A 14,150-nucleotide genomic window follows, 5' to 3' on the forward strand; every position below is an offset into this window, starting at 1 on the left:
CGTGCCAACCGGGGTCAAATTGGGGGTGTTGCAGTGGCGTAATGATACGCCCCCGATCCCTCTCAAGGGGTGCGACCTTTGGTCGCGTTGGGGGAAATCAATTGATGGTGTACGTGATCTGGATCAATTGACTTGTGAAGTATGGACGGTATTTACGGCCTTAGAGGTCATTCGTCCCATGGATTGATCAGCGTGACGCCGCTGGATTGAAAGTCACGGATGTTGCGGGTGACCACTGTCAGGCCATGAACCAGGGCGGTTGCAGCGATTAGCGCGTCACTTTCGTTGGCTTGGTCTGGCACATGCAAGGTGGCACAGCGTAGTGCCACTGCCGCATCAATCGGCAGGATTCTGGCATCAAACGCCGGCATTACATGGCGCTTGAGCCAGGTACGTAAAATCTTCCCCTGAGCGGGGTCACGCCGCTCCATTCGCAGGATTCCTGTTTCCAGTTCCTTCAAGGTGATGGCTGAAATATACATCCGTGGTGCGATGACGCTTTTGGCCCAGGCGACGACGTTCACGTCAGCCTGGGGTTTACGAAGTTCAGAGATGACATTGGTGTCGAGTAGATACATCAAGAGAGGTCCACGGGTCGATGGATGATCACGGCACGTTCGGTTTCGAACTCGATATCTGCCGCTTCCGACATCACCAACAGGTCAACAATATCCGCATTGAGCCCCGTCAGTTTTTGGTAGTCCTCAATGCTTAGCAGTACATGGGCCGGCCTGCCTCTGTCGGTGATAAAAACCGGGCCTTGGCGGGCGGCTTTTTTGGCACCGCTTGTGTCTTGATTGAATTCACGGCTGGAAATGGTGGTGATGGTCATGGTGGCTAGCCTCCTCATGGAGTACGAATGTAGATACGTTACTACTGCTGTTTTTCTTGATCAATCTCAAATGTAGATACGTTGCTGGAGGGTGACGACTTTTTCGATGTGCAAACAAAACGGCCCCGCCAATTTCCACTGGCGGGGCCGTTTTTTATTGCCGCTTTGCCTTACTCGGCCTCAGCCGCCTTATCCCCATGGGACAGGCTGTAAACATACGCCGCCAGCAAGTGCACCTTGTCATTGCCTTGCAACTGCTCCTGCGCAGGCATCTGGCCCTGACGGCCATAACGGATGGTCTGTTGCAGTTGCGCGAAGCTCGAGCCGTAGATGAACGCGCCCGGGTGGGTCAGGTCAGGTGCGCCCATTGCCGGGGTACCTTTACCCTGTGGGCCGTGGCACGCCACGCAGTTGGCGGCGAACAGTTTCTCGCCGTTGGCCACGTCTGCCTTGGCGCCTTCCGGCAGTTTGCGGCCATCGAGGTTAGTCACCACAAAACCGGCCACATCGGCCACGCCTTGCTCGCCAATGACTTCGGCCCAGGCCGGCATCACCGCGTGGCGGCCTTTCATGATGGTTTCCTTGATGGTCGCCGGCTCACCGCCCCAGCGCCAGTCGGCGTCGGTCAGGTTAGGGAAACCGTAGGCACCCTTGGCGTCGGAACCGTGGCACACCGAGCAGTTGGAGGCGAACAGGCGGCCACCCATCTTCAAGGCTTGCGGGTCCTTGGCCACTTCTTCAATCGGCATGGCGGCGAATTTGGCGAAGATCGGCCCGAACTTGGCGTCCGACTTGGCCATTTCCTTTTCCCATTCGTGCACGCCGGTCCAGCCGGTCTGGCCGTTGGCAAACGGGGTTTGCTTGTCGTTGTCGAGGTAGGCGTAACCCGGCAGCAGGCCTTTCCAGTTGCCCAGGCCAGGGTACAGCGCCAGGTAACCCAGGGCGAAGATGATGGTGCCGACGAACAGCATGAACCACCACTTTGGCAGCGGGTTGTCGTACTCCTCGATGCCGTCGAACGAGTGCCCAACGGTTTCATCGGTTTGCTCGGCGCGCTGGCCCTTGCGGGTCGACAGCAGCAGCCAGGTCAGGGCGAAAATGGTACCCAGACTGAGGACTGTGACGTACAGACTCCAGAACGTAGTCATTCTTTGTTACTCCTAGACGCTTCCACGACGTGCTTGATGGCTTCGGGATCATCCGCGAAGGGCAGCAACGTCGCGTCTTCAAACTCCGACTTGCGCTTGGGGCTGAACACCCACAAGGCCAGGCCGATAAAAGCCACCATCACGACAACGGTGCCCAGGCCTCGAATCATCCCGATATCCATCCAGATCACCGTTTGCTTTTGATGATGGTGCCAAGGCCTTGCAAGTAGGCCACCAGTGCGTCCATTTCGGTCTTGCCCTTCACGGCAGCGGCCGCGCCGGCGATGTCTTCGTCGGTGTAGGGCACGCCGAGGGTGCGCAAGACTTCCATCTTCTTGGCGGTGTCCTTGCCGTCGAGCTTGTTTTCGACCAGGAACGGGTACGCCGGCATTTTCGACTCGGGCACCACGTTGCGCGGGTTGTACAAGTGCGCACGCTGCCAGTCATCGGAGTAACGACCGCCGACACGGGCCAGGTCCGGCCCGGTACGCTTGGAACCCCACAGGAACGGGTGGTCCCACACGCTTTCACCGGCCACCGAGTAGTGGCCGTAGCGTTCGGTTTCGGCGCGGAACGGACGGATCATTTGCGAGTGGCAGCCGACACAACCGTTGGCGATGTAGACGTCGCGGCCTTCCAGTTCAAGCGCGGTGCGCGGTTTCATGCCTTCCACCGGCTTGTTGGTCACGTCCTGGAAAAACAGCGGAACGATCTGGGTCAGGCCGCCGATACTCACGGCGATGACCATGAAGAAGGCCAGCAGGCCGATATTCTTCTCGACTACTTCATGCTTCATCAGTGAGCTCCCACAACGGCGATCTTGGTAGCGGCTTCGGCTTCTACAGGGTCGGACGCACGCACGGTGCGCCACACGTTGTAGGCCATGAACAGCATGCCGCTGGCAAAGATCGCACCGCCCAGGGCGCGCACGATGTAACCCGGATGGCTGGCTTGCAGCGCTTCGACGAAGGAGTAGGTGAGGGTGCCGTCATCGTTGATTGCACGCCACATCAGGCCCTGGGTGATGCCGTTGACCCACATCGAAGCGATGTAGAGCACGGTACCGATGGTGGCCAGCCAGAAGTGGGTGTTGATCAACGCGACGCTGTGCATCTGCGCCCGGCCGAACAGTTTCGGGATCATGTGGTACAGCGCGCCGATGGAGATCATCGCTACCCAGCCGAGGGCGCCGGCGTGTACGTGGCCGATGGTCCAGTCGGTGTAGTGGGACAGCGAGTTGACCGTCTTGATGGCCATCATCGGGCCTTCGAAGGTCGACATGCCGTAGAACGCCAGGGAGACCACGAGGAACCGCAGGATCGGGTCGGTGCGCAATTTATGCCAGGCGCCCGACAGGGTCATCATGCCGTTGATCATGCCGCCCCAGCTCGGCGCCAGCAGGATGATCGACATCGCCATGCCCAGGGACTGGGCCCAGTCCGGCAATGCGGTGTAGTGCAGGTGGTGCGGACCGGCCCAGATGTACAGGGTGATCAGCGCCCAGAAGTGCACGATGGACAGGCGATAGGAGTAGATCGGACGCTCGGCCTGTTTCGGCACGAAGTAGTACATCATCCCCAGGAAGCCGGTGGTGAGGAAGAAGCCTACGGCGTTATGGCCGTACCACCACTGGATCATCGCGTCCGTCGCACCGGCGTAAGCCGAGTAGGACTTGAAGAGGCTCACCGGCAAGGACGCGTGGTTGACGATGTGCAGCATCGCCGTCACCAGGATAAACGCCCCGTAGAACCAGTTGCCGACGTAGATGTGCTTGGTTTTGCGCTTGACGATGGTGCCGAAGAACACCACCGCGTAGGTCACCCAGACGATGGCCAGCAAAATGGCGATCGGCCATTCCAGCTCGGCGTATTCCTTGGTGGTGGTGTAGCCCAGCGGCAGGGTGACGATCGCGCCAACGATGACCGCTTGCCAGCCCCAGAAGGTAAAGGCAGCCAATGCATCGGAAATCAGTCGCGTTTGGCAGGTTCGCTGCACGACGTAATAAGAAGTGGCAAACAGTGCACATCCACCGAAGGCGAAAATCACCAGGTTGGTGTGCAACGGGCGCAGGCGTCCAAACGTCGTCCATGGCAGGCCAAAATTCAACTCTGGCCAAACCAGTTGCGAGGCGATGAAAACGCCGAGCCCCATGCCAAGGATCCCCCAGACCACCGTCATGATGGCGAACTGGCGGACTACCTTATAGTTATAAGCAGTCGGACTGATTGCTGTGCTCATTCTAAGGTTCCACGGTTTAGGTTTTTTTATAGGGTAAAAATCGGTCGCAAGTATGGAGAAAGCAAGATTCCATTGCAACGCAAGGTGACCTGCGTCAATGCGTTCCAAACCAGATTCTGCGCCCTTTCCATGTTTGGCGTAAGGACAAAATTCAGGGTTAAAAGCTGACGACTTGGACAGGATTTTAGAAGGGTCGAAGGTACTTGTAACTAGGTGTGTGTAAACAAGCGGCCCGGACGACGAACGGTCAGTGGCACGACAGCCGGTAAGTACCAGCCTTTGCGCCTGTCATCGAGCAGAAATGTTTCAACCCATCGAGTGCAAGTCGGCCATCGACCGGCCAATGCCGGTCCATTGTGCAAACAAGCGTAGACCCGAATGGCAGGAGGGGAAAGTCAGCGATCGGAAGGGTGCGACAATGGGTCGCAAAAAAGCCGCACCTGAATCAGGCGCGGCTTTTGGGTAGTGCGCGGTTACTTGGGTTGGCTGTCAGGCGTTGCGCCATCGGCGTTGTGGGACAGGCTGTAAACGTAGGCGGCCAGCAGGTGCACCTTGTCATTGCCCTGCAGCACTTCCTGCGCCGGCATCTGGCCCTGGCGACCATGGCGGATGGTCTGCTGCAACTGCGCCAGGCTGGTGCCGTAGATGAAGCCGCCTGGCTGCGTCAGGTTCGGCGCGCCCATGGCTTCCATACCGTGGCCTTCAGGGCCGTGGCAGGCAACGCAGGTGGTATTGAACGCCGCCTGGCCGGCGGCCACATCGGCCGTGCTGTCAGCCGGCAATGGCAGTTTTGCCAGGTCATGGCGCACATAGGCAGCGACGTTCTTCACACCGTCTTCACCGAGTATTTCACCCCAGGCCGGCATCGCGGCATGACGGCCATTCATGATGGTCATCTTGATGGCATCGGCCGAACCGCCCCAGCGCCAGATGTTGTCCGCCAGGTTCGGGAAGCCGTAGGCGCCCTTGGCGTCCGAGCCGTGGCACACCGCGCAGTTGGAGGCAAACAGGCGACCGCCCATTTTCAGCGCTTGCGGGTCCTTGGCCACTTCTTCCACGGGCATGGCCGAGAATTTGGCGAAGATCGGTCCGAACCTGGTGTCGGCCTTGGCCATTTCCTTGTCCCACTCCTTGGCCGAGGTCCAGCCGTCTTCATAGCCCGGCAGTACGCCTTTCCAGTTGCCCAGGCCCGGGTAGAGGATCAGGTAGCCGACGGCAAACACCAGGGTGCCGGCGAACAGCATGAACCACCATTGCGGCAGCGGATTGTCGTATTCCTCGATCCCGTCGAAGGCGTGGCCCATGGTCTGGTCGACGCTGCCCTTGGTCTCGCCCTTGCGGGTGCCGATCAACAGCCAGGTCAGGCCGATCAGGCTGCCGAGGGTCAGTACGCAGATCCATGTACTCCAGAAGGTAGTCATGGCCGGTTGCTCCTTGTTGCAGGCTCTTCTTGAGCGTCGGGGGTTGGCGGTTGGGGTTCATCGGCAAACGGCAGCAGGCAGGCTTCTGCGAACTCCGCATTGCGCCGGGAGTTGAACACCCACAGCGACAGGCCGATGAAGGCGATGGCCACGACCAGCGTGCCGAGGCCGCGGATGGTTCCCGCATCGAATTCAAATCCCATGGCTCACCTCTTGCTCTTGATGGCAGTGCCGAGCACTTGCAGGTAGGAAACCAGCGCGTCCATCTCGGTCTTGCCCTTGAGGCTGGCCACGGCGCCGGCGATGTCCTCGTCGGTATACGGCACGCCGAGGGTGCGCATCACTTTGAGCTTGGTCTCGGTATGGCTGCTGTCGACCGCGGCGGTGACCAGCCACGGGTACGCCGGCATCTTCGATTCCGGCACCACGTTGCGCGGGTTGTACAAGTGTGCGCGGTGCCAGTCGTCCGAGTAGCGTGCGCCGACGCGGGCCAGGTCCGGCCCGGTGCGCTTGGAGCCCCACAGGAACGGGTGATCCCACACGCTTTCACCGGCCACCGAGTAGTGGCCATAACGCTCGGTCTCGGCGCGGAACGGACGGATCATCTGCGAGTGGCACTGTACGCAGCCTTCGCGGATATAAATGTCGCGGCCTTCCAGTTGCAGCGCGGTGTAGGGCTTCATGCCTTCCACCGGTTTGTTGGTCACGTCCTGGAAAAACAGCGGCACGATCTGGGTCAGGCCGCCGATGCTCACGGCGAGCACCATCAGCAGCATCAGCAGGCCGACGTTCTTTTCAATGGTTTCGTGTTTCATCATCGACTCCTCAGGCCATCTGCGCCGCAGCGGGGTGTTCGGCGGCTTGGAGGGATGGCGCCGAACGCACAGTGCGCCAAGTGTTGTAAGCCATCAGGAACATGCCGCTGAGGAAGATCGCCCCGCCCACCAGCCGCACGATGAAGCCTGGGTGGCTGGCCACCAGGGTTTCGACGAAGGAGTAGGTCAAGGTCCCGTCTTCGTTGACTGCACGCCACATCAGGCCCTGGGCGATACCGTTGACCCACATCGAAGCGATGTAGAGCACGGTGCCGATGGTGGCCAGCCAGAAGTGCGCGTTGATCAGGCCGAGGCTGTACATCTGCTCGCGACCGAAGACTTTCGGGATCATGTGGTACAGCGCGCCGATGGAGATCATCGCTACCCAACCGAGGGCGCCGGCGTGTACGTGGCCGATGGTCCAGTCGGTGTAGTGGGAGAGGGCGTTGACCGTCTTGATGGCCATCATCGGCCCTTCAAACGTCGACATGCCGTAGAACGCGAGGGACACCACCAGGAAGCGCAGGATCGGATCGCTGCGCAACTTATGCCAGGCGCCCGAGAGCGTCATCATCCCGTTGATCATCCCGCCCCAGCTTGGCGCCAGCAGCACCAGCGACATCACCATGCCCAATGACTGTGCCCAGTCCGGCAGCGCGGTGTAGTGCAAGTGGTGAGGGCCGGCCCAGATGTACAGGGTGATCAGTGCCCAGAAGTGCACGATGGACAGGCGATAGGAGTACACCGGGCGCTCGGCCTGTTTCGGCACGAAGTAGTACATCATCCCGAGGAAGCCGGCGGTGAGGAAAAAGCCTACCGCGTTATGCCCGTACCACCACTGCACCATGGCGTCTGTCGCACCGCCATACAGCGAGTAGGACTTGGTCAGGCTGACCGGGATTTCCAGGTTGTTGACGATATGCAGGATGGCCACGGTGATGATGAACGCACCGAAGAACCAGTTACCGACGTAGATGTGCTTGGTGTTGCGCTTCATCACTGTGCCGAAGAACACGATGGCGTAGGCCACCCAGACGATGGTGATCAGGATGTCGATCGGCCATTCCAGCTCGGCGTATTCCTTGGAGCTGGTGTAGCCCAGCGGCAAGGTGATCGCGGCCAGCACAATGACCAACTGCCAGCCCCAGAAGCAGAACTGGGCGATCTTTGGCGCGAACAGTTGTGTCTGGCAGGTGCGTTGCACCGAGTAGAAGGAACTGGCAAACAGCGCGCAACCGCCAAAGGCGAAGATCACCGCATTGGTGTGCAGTGGGCGCAAGCGGCCGAAACTGGTCCAGGGCAAATTGAAGTTGAGTTCGGGCCATACCAACTGGGCGGCGAGAAAAACCCCGAGCCCCATGCCGACGATGCCCCACACCACCGTCATAATGGCGAATTGGCGGACCACCTTGTAGTTATAGGCGGTACTTAAAGTAGTGTTCATGGTTCCCCATCCACGGTTCAACCCAAGCAAATGCGGCACTTGGGCTGGAGTTATAGGCAGACTAAAAAGCGAGGCAAGCATGGGCAAAGAGCACAAGGCCAGTATTGACGGGGATCAATGGGCGCAGTGTGTGCGGGAACGCGGCTGGTTGTGGGATGTCGCGACAGGGTCTATCGCGCGTACGCCGGTGACGCTGATCCTGGCCCACGGTGCGGGTGCGCCGATGGACTCGGGCTTTATGAATGACATGGCTGCACGCCTTGCCGGGCATGGCGTGAACGTGTTGCGTTTCGAGTTTCCGTACATGGCCCAGCGTCGGGTGGACGGGGGGAAACGCCCGCCCAATCCTGCCCCGAAATTGCTGGAATGCTGGCGTGAGGTGTACGCCGAGGTGCGACGTCATGTCGCTGGGAAACTGGCGGTTGGCGGCAAATCGATGGGCGGGCGAATGGCCAGTTTGCTGGCGGATGAATTGGGTGCAGACGGGTTGGTATGCCTGGGTTATCCGTTCTATGCGGTGGGCAAGCCGGAGAAGCCGCGGACCGAGCATCTGGCCGGGTTGAAGACGCCGACGTTGATTGTGCAGGGCGAGCGGGATGCACTGGGTAATCGGGCGGCGGTGGAAGGGTATGTGTTGTCGCCGTGCATCGAGGTGATGTGGCTGGTGGCGGGGGATCATGATTTGAAGCCGTTGAAGGCTTCAGGGTTTAGTCATGAGCAGCATCTGGAGGCTGCGGCGGTGAAGGTTTCAAGCTTTCTTGCTGATCTTTAGGGCCTCATCGCAGGCAAGCCAGCTCCCACATTTTGATTTGCGAATACATTCAAATGTGGGAGCTGGCTTGCCTGCGATAGCTGTCTACCGGTTAAAGCGCTCCACCAGCGAATACTGGGTATTCGCCGTATGCGTCAGCTCTTCACTCAACTGCGCCGAATTCAACGCCTGTTCCGACGTCTGGTCCGCCAACAACGCAATGGTGCTGATATTGCGGCTGATCTCTTCCGCCACCGAACTCTGCTCCTCGGTCGCCGCGGCAATCTGCGCCGTCATGTCGGTGATGTGCGCCACTGCCTCACTGATCCCGATCAGCGCCTGATCCGCTTCCATCACCCGCGCCACACCTTCCTCGGCCTGGCGATGCCCGGCGTCCATGGTCTGTACGGCGGCATTGGCGGTCTGCTGCAGCTTGGCGATCAGCGCATGAATCTGCCCGGTGGACTCGCTGGTGCGCTGCGCCAGTTGCCGAACCTCGTCCGCCACCACCGCAAAACCCCGGCCCATCTCACCGGCACGGGCCGCTTCGATGGCCGCGTTCAGGGCCAGCAGGTTGGTCTGGTCGGCGATGCCTTTGATCACATCCACTACGCCGCCGATCTCGTCGCTGTCCTTGGCCAGTTGGGTCACGGTCACGCCGGTTTCGCCCACGGCCACCGACAGGCGTTGAATCGCCTCGCGGGTTTCACCGGCGATATCCCGGCCACGCCCGGTCAGGCGATTGGCTTCCTGGGTGGCGTCGGCCGTGCGTTGTACATGGCTGGCGACCTCCTGGGTCGTCGCGGCCATCTGGTTGACGGCCGTGGCCACCTGCTCGGTTTCCACGCGCTGGCGCTCAAGACCGCTGGAGCTGTTATGCGCCAGGGTATTGGACTGTGCGGCCTGGTCGTTGAGGTGTTCGGCAGTGTCCTGCAAGCGCGTCAGACACGTCTTCAGGCGCGCCTCCTGGCTGAGGATCGACATCTCCAGGCGGGCCTGGGCGCCGCGGCTGTCGGTGTACATCTGCGCGATCAACGGGTCGGACGTGGTCTGCTCGGCCAGGCGCAGCAAACGCTTGAGTCCGCGCTGTTGCCAGCTCAGGCCCAGCAGGCCCAGCGGCACCGACAGCGCGGCGGCCAGGGCAAAGCCCCAGTGGGAATTGAGCCAAACGCCAATCAGAAAGCTCAACTGGCTGACCAGGATAAACGGCAGCCAGTCCTGCAGCACCGGCAGCCACTTGTCGCGGCGCGGAATGGCTGGCTTGCCCTGGTTGATGCGCTGGTAAAGCGCTTCGGCACGGCGGATCTGCTCGGCGGTGGGCTTGACCCTTACCGACTCGTAGCCAATCACCTGATTGCCGTCGAAGACCGGCGTCACATAGGCGTTGACCCAATAGTGATCACCGCTCTTGCAGCGGTTCTTGACGATGCCCATCCATGGCAAGCCTTGTTTGAGCGTGGACCACATGTGTGCAAACACTGCCGCCGGAACATCCGGGTGACGAACCAGGTTGTGCGGAGCACGCAGCAGTTCGTCACGGGAAAACCCACTGATCTCGACGAAGGCGTCGTTGCAGTAGGTGATCACGCCTTTGGCATCCGTGGTGGAGATCAACCGTTGCTGAGCGGGGAAGGTACGTTCGCGCTGGGTAACGGGTTGGTTATTACGCATGAGTTTTCAATCCGCAAGGCTTTGACAGGTTGTCGACCGTTGCGGGGTTTTATTTAACTTATTTTTTGCAACAATCGGCTCCGCCTCAGCCCGCCAGCATCGGATACGTAAATAACCCGAAATGCAGCAAATTCAGCCCGAAATGCGTAACGATCGCCGCGCCCAACCCGCCAAAACGATACGCCAGCCCGTAACCGACGCCAGCAATAGTCGCCAACAGCGTCCACTGCCAACCTGCGCCCAGGTGCACCACTCCGAACAATAGCGCCGCCAGCAGCAGTGCCAGGTTTTCACCATAGGGCAACTGCCTGAAACGCCGGCTCAACCCGCCCTGGATATAGCCCCGAAACAACGCTTCTTCCACCAGGGTCACCAGCAACAAGTTGTTCAACACCCACAACCACGCCTGCTCAGGCCATTTCGGCGCCCAGCTGATGACGCCCAACAACGCAGCGCCGCCCAGTGCGGCAATCGCCGTCAGAGTCAATGCCATGGCCGTCGCATAGATCGACAGCCGCAATGACCTGCGAGCCACGATCCACGGGCACGCCAGCAACAACCAAAAGCCGATCAGCGGCTTATCCTGATTCAAATACATCGAGAACGGCACGGCATCGTCAGTAAAGCGCTGCGGGGCGATGCCCCGACCGTTGTAGAAACCCGGCAGCCAATGCATCGCCAACCCCAGCGCCAGCACGATAAACAGCCCATGGCCCAGATAACGCACCCAAGGGTTGCGCTGCTGGCGCACGGCAAACCCGGCCAACAGCAGCATGGCGACGGACAATCCCGCCAACAACCCCAATTGCCCGTAGCTCAAGGCGAGTACATAGCCGATGGAAAGAAGCGCCAGGTACAGCCATGGCATCGCGAGCATGGGAAATCCTTGTGACTATCAAAATCTGAGGCCGGCAGTATAACGACCGTCTCCCGCGGCAAAAATGAAAACACCGCCTTCGAAGGCGGTGTTTTGTGTAGCGCGTGTTAGTTACGAGGCAATCAACTGCCGCAACACGTAGTGCAGGATCCCGCCCGCCTTGAAGTACTCGACCTCATTCAGGGTGTCGATGCGGCACAGCACTTCAACCTTCTCGCTGCTGCCATCTTCCCGGGTGATCACCAGTGTCAGGTTCATGCGCGGCTCGATCTCGGCATCGGTCAGCCCGAGGATGTCGATCTTCTCTTTGCCGGTCAGCTTCAACGCCTTGCGGTTCTGGTCCAGCTTGAACTGCAGTGGCAGCACGCCCATGCCCACCAGGTTGGAGCGGTGAATCCGCTCGAAGCTCTCGGCGATCACCGCCTTGACGCCCAGCAGGTTGGTGCCCTTGGCCGCCCAGTCGCGGCTTGAGCCGGTGCCGTATTCTTGGCCGGCGATCACCACCAGCGGGGTGCCGGACGCCTGGTATTTCATGGCGGCGTCGTAGATCGGCATTTTCTCGCCGGTGGGGATGTAGATCGTGTTGCCGCCTTCCTCACCGCCCAGCATTTCGTTGCGGATACGGATGTTGGCGAAGGTGCCGCGCATCATCACTTCGTGGTTGCCGCGACGCGAACCGTAGGAGTTGAAGTCTCGCGGCTCCACGCCTTGCTCGCGCAGGTATTTGCCCGCCGGGCTGTCGGTCTTGATGTTGCCGGCGGGGGAGATGTGGTCGGTGGTCACCGAGTCCCCCAGCAACGCCAGCACGTTGGCACCTTTCACGTCCTCGATCACCGGCAGCGGGCCGCCGATGTCGTCGAAGAACGGTGGATGCTGGATGTAGGTCGAATCCTTCTGCCACACGTAGGTCGCGGCCTGTGGCACTTCAATGGCTTGCCACTGTTCATCGCCGGCAAACACTTCGGCGTATTCCTTGTGGAACATCTGGGTGCTGACTTGCGCGACGGCGTCGGCAATTTCCTTGCTGCTGGGCCAGATGTCCCGCAGGTACACCGGTTTTCCGTCGGAGCCGGTGCCCAGGGGTTCGCTGCTGATGTCCATGCGCACGGTGCCGGCCAGTGCATAGGCCACGACCAGGGGCGGGGAGGCCAGCCAGTTGGTTTTCACCAGCGGATGTACGCGGCCTTCAAAGTTACGGTTGCCCGAGAGCACCGAGGCGACGGCCAGGTCGGCTTTCTGGATGGCTTTTTCGATCGGCTCGGGCAGCGGCCCGGAGTTGCCGATGCAGGTGGTGCAGCCATAACCCACCAGGTCGAAGCCCAGCTTGTCGAGGTACTGGGTCAAGCCCGCCGCTTTATAGTAATCGGTGACCACTTTCGAGCCGGGCGCGAGTGAGGTTTTCACCCACGGCTTGCTCTTCAGGCCTTTTTCCACGGCCTTTTTCGCCACCAGGCCGGCGGCCATCATCACGCTCGGGTTGGAGGTGTTGGTGCAGGAGGTGATCGCCGCGATCACCACCGCGCCGTTTTTCAGGCGATAGGTCTGGCCTTCGAAGTCGTAATCGGCTTCACCGATCAGGTCGGCGTTGCCGACGGCAACCCCGCCGCCGCCTTCGCTTTCCAGGCGGCCTTCTTCCTTGTTGGTGGGTTTGAATTGCAGGTCGAGGAAGTCGCTGAAAGCCTGGCCAACGTCAGGCAGCGAGACGCGGTCTTGCGGGCGTTTCGGCCCGGCGAGGCTGGCTTCGACGCTGCCCATGTCCAGGGCCAGGCTGTCGGTGAAGATCGGTTCCTGGCCAGCGTTGCGCCACAGGCCCTGGGCCTTGGTGTACGCCTCTACCAACTTGACGGTTTCTGCAGGACGGCCCGACAGACGCAGGTAGTCCAGTGTCACTTCATCCACCGGGAAGAAGCCGCAGGTAGCGCCGTATTCCGGAGCCATGTTGGCGATGGTGGCACGGTCGGCCAGCGGCAGGTCAGCCAGGCCGTCACCATAGAATTCGACAAATTTACCGACCACGCCTTTTTTACGCAGCATCTGGGTGACGGTCAGCACCAGGTCGGTGGCGGTGATGCCTTCTTTCAGCTTGCCGGTGAGCTTGAAGCCGATCACTTCGGGGATCAGCATCGAAACGGGCTGCCCGAGCATCGCTGCTTCTGCTTCAATCCCGCCCACGCCCCAGCCCAGTACGCCGAGGCCGTTGATCATGGTGGTGTGGGAATCAGTGCCCACCAGGGTGTCGGGGAAGGCGTAGGTGCGGCCGTCTTCATCCTTGGTCCACACGGTGCGGCCGAGGTATTCCAGGTTGACCTGGTGGCAGATACCGGTGCCCGGCGGTACCACGCTGAAGTTGTCGAAGGCGCTCTGGCCCCAGCGCAGGAAGGCGTAGCGTTCGCCGTTGCGCTGCATTTCGATGTCGACGTTTTCCTGGAAGGCGCCGGTGGTGGCGAATTTGTCGACCATTACCGAGTGGTCGATCACCAGGTCCACCGGTGACAGCGGGTTGATGCGCTGCGGGTCACCGCCGGCCTTGGCCACGGCGGCGCGCATGGCGGCCAGGTCGACCACGGCGGGGACGCCGGTGAAGTCTTGCATCAGTACCCGGGCGGGGCGGTATTGAATCTCGCGGTCGGAGCGGCGCTCTTTAAGCCAGGCGGCAATGGCCTTGAGGTCGGCGCCGGTGACGGTCTTTTCGTCTTCCCAGCGCAGCAGGTTTTCCAGCAGCACCTTGAGGGACATCGGCAGCTTGTCCAGATCACCCAGGCTCTTGGCGGCTTCGGGCAGGCTGAAGTAGTGATAGGTCTTGTCGTCGATCTGTAAGGTTTTAAGGGTTCTCAGACTATCAAGGGATGACATTACATGACTCCTTATGGTCCGCACGGCTACGGACCTGACGGGACGAACAGAGCTTATAAATTAGCCCTGTTTTAGGTAGCTGGCTAATTACTGGACTCTA

14 protein-coding genes are annotated in these 14,150 nt (G+C 60.4%); 1 reads left to right on the forward strand and 13 read right to left on the reverse strand.

Annotation, left to right across the window (positions count from 1 at the left end; genetic code table 11):
• Window positions 1-167: 167 nt before the first annotated feature.
• The 10 genes from M2400_RS06930 to ccoN (M2400_RS06975) all read right to left on the reverse strand — a co-directional run bounded on the left by M2400_RS06930 (window position 168) and on the right by ccoN (M2400_RS06975) (window position 7,898).
• Window positions 168-578, reverse strand: a complete 411-nt coding sequence (locus tag M2400_RS06930) for a type II toxin-antitoxin system VapC family toxin (RefSeq protein ID WP_177045707.1) — start codon at window positions 576-578, stop codon at window positions 168-170.
• Entirely contained in the window at window positions 578-832 is a 255-nt protein-coding gene (locus M2400_RS06935) for a type II toxin-antitoxin system Phd/YefM family antitoxin (RefSeq protein WP_259196152.1), read from the reverse strand. The genes M2400_RS06930 and M2400_RS06935 overlap by 1 nt, the downstream gene beginning before the upstream one ends.
• Window positions 833-1,002: 170 nt before the next feature.
• Window positions 1,003-1,980 carry a cytochrome-c oxidase, cbb3-type subunit III gene (ccoP, locus tag M2400_RS06940; RefSeq protein ID WP_177045703.1) on the reverse strand — a complete coding sequence of 326 codons (978 nt, stop codon included), beginning with the start codon at window positions 1,978-1,980 and terminating at the stop codon, window positions 1,003-1,005.
• Window positions 1,977-2,162 (reverse strand): CcoQ/FixQ family Cbb3-type cytochrome c oxidase assembly chaperone, encoded by a 186-nt coding sequence (locus tag M2400_RS06945; RefSeq protein WP_008437575.1) that lies wholly within the window; start codon window positions 2,160-2,162, stop codon window positions 1,977-1,979. Before M2400_RS06945 ends, ccoP (M2400_RS06940) begins: the two co-directional genes overlap by 4 nt.
• Window positions 2,163-2,167: 5 nt before the next feature.
• Window positions 2,168-2,776: a cytochrome-c oxidase, cbb3-type subunit II gene (gene ccoO, locus M2400_RS06950; RefSeq protein ID WP_003193167.1), complete on the reverse strand. Its 609-nt coding sequence runs from the start codon at window positions 2,774-2,776 to the stop codon at window positions 2,168-2,170.
• Complete coding sequence (gene ccoN / locus M2400_RS06955) at window positions 2,776-4,218, reverse strand: cytochrome-c oxidase, cbb3-type subunit I (RefSeq protein WP_177045701.1); 1,443 nt, start codon at window positions 4,216-4,218, stop codon at window positions 2,776-2,778. The genes ccoO (M2400_RS06950) and ccoN (M2400_RS06955) overlap by 1 nt, the downstream gene beginning before the upstream one ends.
• A 473-nt stretch (window positions 4,219-4,691) precedes the next feature.
• Complete coding sequence (gene ccoP / locus M2400_RS06960; RefSeq protein WP_177075732.1) at window positions 4,692-5,639, reverse strand: cytochrome-c oxidase, cbb3-type subunit III; 948 nt, start codon at window positions 5,637-5,639, stop codon at window positions 4,692-4,694.
• Window positions 5,636-5,842 (reverse strand): cbb3-type cytochrome c oxidase subunit 3, encoded by a 207-nt coding sequence (locus M2400_RS06965; RefSeq protein WP_177045697.1) that lies wholly within the window; start codon window positions 5,840-5,842, stop codon window positions 5,636-5,638. The genes ccoP (M2400_RS06960) and M2400_RS06965 overlap by 4 nt, the downstream gene beginning before the upstream one ends.
• A 3-nt stretch (window positions 5,843-5,845) precedes the next feature.
• The gene (gene ccoO / locus M2400_RS06970) at window positions 5,846-6,454 is read right to left on the reverse strand and encodes a cytochrome-c oxidase, cbb3-type subunit II (protein WP_177045695.1); all 609 of its coding nucleotides are present in this window, start codon (window positions 6,452-6,454) and stop codon (window positions 5,846-5,848) included.
• A gap of 10 nt (window positions 6,455-6,464) precedes the next feature.
• Window positions 6,465-7,898 carry a cytochrome-c oxidase, cbb3-type subunit I gene (gene ccoN / locus M2400_RS06975; RefSeq protein WP_177045693.1) on the reverse strand — a complete coding sequence of 478 codons (1,434 nt, stop codon included), beginning with the start codon at window positions 7,896-7,898 and terminating at the stop codon, window positions 6,465-6,467.
• A gap of 79 nt (window positions 7,899-7,977) precedes the next feature.
• Between ccoN (M2400_RS06975) and M2400_RS06980 the strand changes: the two genes are divergently transcribed.
• A complete protein-coding gene (locus M2400_RS06980; RefSeq protein WP_177045691.1) occupies window positions 7,978-8,670 on the forward strand; it encodes an alpha/beta family hydrolase in 693 nt (230 codons plus the stop codon).
• An 84-nt stretch (window positions 8,671-8,754) separates the two neighbouring features.
• Here the strand turns inward: M2400_RS06980 and M2400_RS06985 are convergent, their stop codons facing one another.
• The 3 genes from M2400_RS06985 to acnA all read right to left on the reverse strand — a co-directional run bounded on the left by M2400_RS06985 (window position 8,755) and on the right by acnA (window position 14,050).
• Entirely contained in the window at window positions 8,755-10,320 is a 1,566-nt protein-coding gene (locus M2400_RS06985) for a PAS domain-containing methyl-accepting chemotaxis protein (RefSeq protein WP_177130714.1), read from the reverse strand.
• An 85-nt stretch (window positions 10,321-10,405) separates the two neighbouring features.
• On the reverse strand, window positions 10,406-11,197 hold the full coding sequence (locus tag M2400_RS06990; RefSeq protein WP_177045687.1) for a CPBP family intramembrane glutamic endopeptidase: 792 nt from the start codon (window positions 11,195-11,197) through the stop codon (window positions 10,406-10,408).
• 111 nt (window positions 11,198-11,308) lie between these two features.
• Entirely contained in the window at window positions 11,309-14,050 is a 2,742-nt protein-coding gene (acnA, locus tag M2400_RS06995) for an aconitate hydratase AcnA (protein ID WP_177045685.1), read from the reverse strand.
• Window positions 14,051-14,150 lie beyond the last annotated feature (100 nt).

The organism is Pseudomonas sp. BIGb0558 (assembly GCF_024807515.1).
In the GTDB taxonomy this organism is placed as follows: Bacteria; Pseudomonadota; Gammaproteobacteria; order Pseudomonadales; family Pseudomonadaceae; genus Aquipseudomonas; species Aquipseudomonas yamanorum_A.